The sequence below is a fragment of the Corynebacterium glyciniphilum AJ 3170 genome, from assembly GCF_007673095.1.
In the GTDB taxonomy this organism is placed as follows: domain Bacteria; phylum Actinomycetota; class Actinomycetes; order Mycobacteriales; family Mycobacteriaceae; genus Corynebacterium.
On the sequence record NZ_VDYZ01000249.1, the window covers coordinates 1 to 266 of the forward strand.

At 65.4% G+C, this 266-nt stretch carries 1 protein-coding gene; it reads left to right on the plus strand.

Annotated features, from left to right (window positions below):
- Positions 1–266 (plus strand): hypothetical protein (locus FS507_RS20050; RefSeq protein ID WP_186314777.1); only part of this gene is annotated, 266 nt, incomplete at both ends.

Below are 266 nucleotides of genomic sequence, written 5' to 3' on the forward strand. Positions count from 1 at the left end.
AGAGAGGTAGTGGAGGTTGAGTTGAAGCTGAGGGTGGGGGACGTGGGGGAAGGTGAGGTGGTGGGTGGGGAAGTTGTGGGGGGTGGGGGGGAAGGTGGAAGTGGGGAGGGGATGGAAGTGCAGGGCAAGGTGGCGGAGGGGGTGGAGTGGGTGGAGATGGACGGGGAGGTGGAGGAGGGTGTGATGGATTGGGGGGATGTGGAGAAAGAGAAGGGGATGAGGATCCTGGCGAAGAAGAGGGGGATGGGGGGTGGGGGGGGGGGGGG